General features: G+C 73.4%; 5 protein-coding genes and 1 pseudogene. All 6 read left to right on the top strand.

Going from position 1 to position 4,328, the window contains the following annotated elements:
- Positions 1-194: pseudogene (locus Q1N79_RS16110) on the top strand (hypothetical protein); the annotation flags it as partial.
- A gap of 14 nt (positions 195-208) precedes the next feature.
- On the top strand, positions 209-940 hold the full coding sequence (locus Q1N79_RS16115) for a response regulator transcription factor (RefSeq protein ID WP_300609888.1): 732 nt from the start codon (positions 209-211) through the stop codon (positions 938-940).
- Between the two features lie 102 nt (positions 941-1,042).
- Complete coding sequence (trpC, locus tag Q1N79_RS16120) at positions 1,043-1,852, top strand: indole-3-glycerol phosphate synthase TrpC (protein ID WP_300609889.1); 810 nt, start codon at positions 1,043-1,045, stop codon at positions 1,850-1,852.
- A 55-nt stretch (positions 1,853-1,907) separates the two neighbouring features.
- Positions 1,908-3,098, top strand: coding sequence for a tryptophan synthase subunit beta (gene trpB / locus Q1N79_RS16125; RefSeq protein ID WP_300609892.1), 1,191 nt, complete (start codon positions 1,908-1,910; stop codon positions 3,096-3,098).
- A 10-nt stretch (positions 3,099-3,108) separates the two neighbouring features.
- Positions 3,109-3,906, top strand: a complete 798-nt coding sequence (gene trpA, locus Q1N79_RS16130) for a tryptophan synthase subunit alpha (RefSeq protein WP_300609890.1) — start codon at positions 3,109-3,111, stop codon at positions 3,904-3,906.
- Positions 3,907-3,945: 39 nt separating this feature from the next.
- Positions 3,946-4,328: prolipoprotein diacylglyceryl transferase family protein (locus Q1N79_RS16135; RefSeq protein WP_300609891.1), on the top strand; the 383-nt coding region annotated here is incomplete at its 3' end.

Consider the following 4,328-nt stretch of genomic DNA (forward strand, 5'->3'; position numbering starts at 1 on the left):
CGTCCGGCGACGGCCCGGCGGCGGCGCATCCGCGACCGCGGGACTCGGCGTCGATGTGGGAATCGCTCAGCGGCGGCGAGGACCCCACGGACGGCGCGGACCTCACCGAGGCGGCGGCCGCCGCGCAGGCGGCGGCTCCCGCCGAAGGCGGGGCACCCGCCGGGGGCGCGGGGCGTCCCCCGGAGAGCCGCTGAGCATGGACTGACCGATGCCCAGCGTGCTCGTGGCCGATCACGAGCCCGAGGTGGCCGAGATGGCGCGCCGCTACCTCGCGCGTGCCCGCATACGCGCGCTGGTGACGTGCACTCCGGCGCAAACGCTGCGCGGGCTGGCCGACCGCTCGGCCGACCTGTTCGTGATCGACCTGACGATGCCGGGCCTGGAAGTGCGCCGCCTCCGGCAGGTGCTTGCCCCCGGTGTCCCCGCGGTCTTCCTGCTCCACGGCGGCGACACCAGGCCGTACGGCCTGAACGCCGCCCCGGCGGCGCGGCGGTGGCTCACCAGGCCGTTCAGCCCGCGCTCCCTGCTCGCCGCGGTCTGCGAACTGCTGCAGCCGGTCCCGCCCACCCAGCCCGGCCACGATGACGGCGGCCACGGCACCCTGGCCGCCAGCCGCCGCGAGATCGTCGTGAACGGCCGCGATGTCAGCCTCTCCAGAACCGAATTCGCCCTGATGTCCGCGCTGGCCGGGCAGCCCGGACGGGTGCTGAGCAGGCAGCGCCTGCTCGCGGCGCTCGAAAGCGAGCGGGGCAAGCGGCCGAGCCCGCGCGCGATCGACGTCTACATCGCCCAATTGCGGGCAAAGCTCGGGATGGAGGCGATCCGCACGATCCACGGCGTCGGCTACGTCCTGGACGTGGACGCGCCGCCCGCGGCGAACGGGCCGCCCGCACGGCCCGCGCACCCGGGACAGCGACGGCAACGGGAAGGTATGGCGTAGGCATTGCGAAGGCAAACTCCAGGGGGGCCGCCAAGCGCGGCTCCCGGCGAGGGCTAGCATCGGTGGCGCAACATTTCCGATTTGAGGAGACGACGGAACCGCGTGAGTGTGCTCGACGAGATCCTTGATGGCGTGCGTGCCGATCTCGCCGAACGGCAGCGGCGCGTCTCGCTTGAGCAGCTGAAGGACATGGCCCGCCGGGCGGCGTCCCCGCTCGACGCGCTCGCGGCGCTCAAGGCGGACGGGGTCAGCGTGATCGCTGAGCTAAAGCGCGCAAGCCCGTCCCGGGGCGCGATGGCGCCGATCGACGACCCGGCCGCGCTGGCGGGCGAGTACGAGGCAGGCGGCGCGCGGGTGATCAGCGTGCTCACCGAGCAGCGCCGGTTCGGCGGGTCGCTCGACGACCTCGCCGCCGTCCGCAGGGCCGTGCAGGTCCCGCTGCTGCGCAAGGACTTCGTGGTCAGCGCCTACCAGCTCTGGGAAACGCGCGCCTACGGCGCGGACATGGTGCTGCTGATCGTCGCCGCGCTCGAGCAGAGCGCGCTGGTCTCGCTCGTGGAGCGCGCGCTGTCCATCGGCCTGCTGCCGCTGGTCGAGGTGCACGCCGACGAGGAGCTCGACCGGGCGGTGGACGCGGGCGCCACGGTGATCGGCGTGAACGCGCGCAACCTCGCCACCCTGGAGGTGGACCGGTCGATCTTCGCCCGGCTGTCCGGCCGCATACCTGAAGGGGTCGTCAAGATCGCGGAATCCGGCGTCCGCGGGCCGCATGACCTGCTCGCCTACGCCGCGGCAGGCGCGGACGCGGTGCTGGTGGGGGAGTCCCTGGTAACGGAGAAGGACCCGCGCGCCGCGGTCGCCGACCTGGTGACCGCCGGGTCGCATCCGGCGCTGCGCAGCGAACGCGGGTAATGTAACCGGCGTGGACAGCGCCCCAACCGCGGACCAGGCACCAGCAGAACCCGATATTTTCCCGGTTCCCGACGTATCCGGGCACTTCGGCGTCTTCGGCGGGCGATTCGCGCCCGAGTCGCTGATGGCGGCACTTGAGCAGCTCACCAAGGAGTACGAGGCCGCGCGGACCGACCCCGAATTCACCGCGGAGCTCAGCCACCTGCTCCAGAACTACGCCGCCCGCCCGACGCTGGTGACCGAGGCGAAGCGGTTCGGCGCGCGGCAGGCCGGCGGCTGCCGCGTGCTGCTCAAGCGCGAAGACCTGGCCCACACGGGATCTCACAAGATCAACAACGTGCTCGGCCAGGTGCTGCTGACCAGGCGGATGGGCAAGACCAGGGTGATCGCCGAGACGGGCGCCGGCATGCACGGCGTGGCGACGGCGACGGCGTGCGCCCTGCTCGGCCTCGACTGCGCGGTCTACATGGGCGAAGAGGACACCAGGCGGCAGGCGCTCAACGTGTCCCGGATGCGGATGCTCGGGGCCGAGGTGATCGCGGTCAAAGCCGGGACGCGAACCCTCAAGGACGCCATGAACGAGGCCTTCCGCGACTGGGTGACGACCGTCGATCACACGCACTACTGCATCGGCTCGGTCGGCGGCCCGCACCCGTTCCCCATGATGGTCAGGGACTTCCAGCGCGTCATCGGCGTCGAGGCCAGGCGGCAGGTCCTCGAGCTCACAGGCCGGCTCCCCGACGCGGTCGTCGCCTGCGTCGGCGGCGGGTCGAACTCGATCGGCGTCTTCCACGCGTTCATCCCTGACCCCGGCGTCCGGCTGATCGGCTGCGAGGCGGGCGGGGACGGCGACGCCCCCGGCAGGAACGCGGCCACGCTGAGCAAGGGCTCGCCGGGCGTGCTGCACGGCATGCGCACCTACCTGCTGCAAGACGACGAGGGCCAGACGCTCGACACCCACTCGATCTCGGCCGGACTCGACTACCCGGGGGTCGGCCCTGAGCACGCCTGGCTGAAGGACACCGGCCGCGCCGAGTACCGGTCGGTCAGCGACACGCAGGCGATGAACGGCTTCGCCGCGCTGTGCCGTACCGAGGGGATCATTCCGGCACTGGAGTCCTCGCACGCGCTCGCCGGCGCCATGGACATCGGACGCGAACTCGGCCAGGACGGCCTGCTGCTCGTGAACCTGTCCGGCCGCGGCGACAAGGACGTGGCGACCGCCTCGGCGTGGTTCGGGGTCTGAGGAGCCTGACATGACTGCCGTGACGACAGCCTTCGCCAAGGCGGCCGCGGAGGACCGCGCCGCGCTTGTCGGCTACCTGCCGGCGGGCTTCCCCGACAAGCAGACCGCGATCAGGGCCGTGCTGGCCATGGCCGAAGCGGGCGCGGACGTGATCGAGGTCGGCCTGCCCTACTCCGACCCGCTGATGGACGGGCCGGTGATCGCCGACGCGGTCTACCAGGCCCTGCGGACCGGCACCAGGGTCAGGGACGTGCTCGACACGGTGCACGCGATCGCGGACGCGGGCACGGCCGCGCTGGTCATGACCTACTGGAACCCGGTCGACCACTACGGCGTCGACGCCTTCGCGCGCGACCTCGCGGGCGCCGGCGGCGCCGGGCTGATCACCCCGGACCTGACGCCAGAAGAGGCCGCCCCCTGGCTCGCGGCGTCGGACACATACGGCCTGGACCGGGTCTTCCTCGTCGCGCCGAGCTCCACGACGCAGCGCATCGGCGAGATCAGCGGGGTGTGCCGCGGCTTCGTCTACGCCGCCAGCCTCATGGGCATCACCGGCACCCGCGATGCCGTCAGCGAAGGCGCCGGCCAGCTCGTCGCCCGCGTCCGCGAGCACACCGGCCTGCCGGTCGCGGTCGGCCTCGGGGTCAGCAACCGCGACCAGGCCGCCGAAGTCGCCGCCTTCGCCGACGGGGTCATCGTAGGCTCCGCCTTCGTCCGCCGCCTCGCGCAAGCCCCCGACAGCGCCGCCGGCGTGGCGGCCGTCCGCGCCCTGGCCGCCGACCTGGCCGCCGGCGTCCGCCGCCGGTAACCCCCCTCCGGCCGGGCCAAAGAGCGGTAACTTCCTGGTATGCCGCTCGCGTACATCCCGAGTCCGTCGCGCTCAGGCTGGCATCTCGGGCCGCTGCCCCTCCGGGCGCAGGCGCTGTGCGTGGCCGCCGGCATCCTGCTGGCGATCTGGATCGCCGACCGCAGGTACCGCCGGGCCGGCGGCCCGCGCGGGGTCATCGCCGACGTGGCCGCCTGGGCGGTCCCCGCGGGGCTGATCCCGGCGGCGCTCGGCGCCCTTCTCGCCCAGGTCCACGGCGGCCCGTGGCAGACGGTACGGAGCTGGGACTCGGTGCTCGGTTTCCCCGGTGCGGTGGCGCTCGGCACGTTCGCCGCCTGGCTCGCCTGCCGTCGGCTGCCCGCGACCGCGATGGCGCCGCGCGCGCCTGGCGCCGCGCGCACGCC

This window comes from Trebonia sp., from assembly GCF_030042015.1.
GTDB lineage: Bacteria > Actinomycetota > Actinomycetes > Streptosporangiales > Streptosporangiaceae > Trebonia.

Bases quoted from the DNA above. Each gene is read 5' to 3' on its own strand.
- Q1N79_RS16115 (WP_300609888.1), top strand. From the start codon at position 209: ATGCCCAGCGTGCTCGTGGCCGATCACGAGCCCGAGGTGGCCGAGATG.
- trpA (WP_300609890.1), top strand. From the start codon at position 3,109: ATGACTGCCGTGACGACAGCCTTCGCCAAGGCGGCCGCGGAGGACCGC.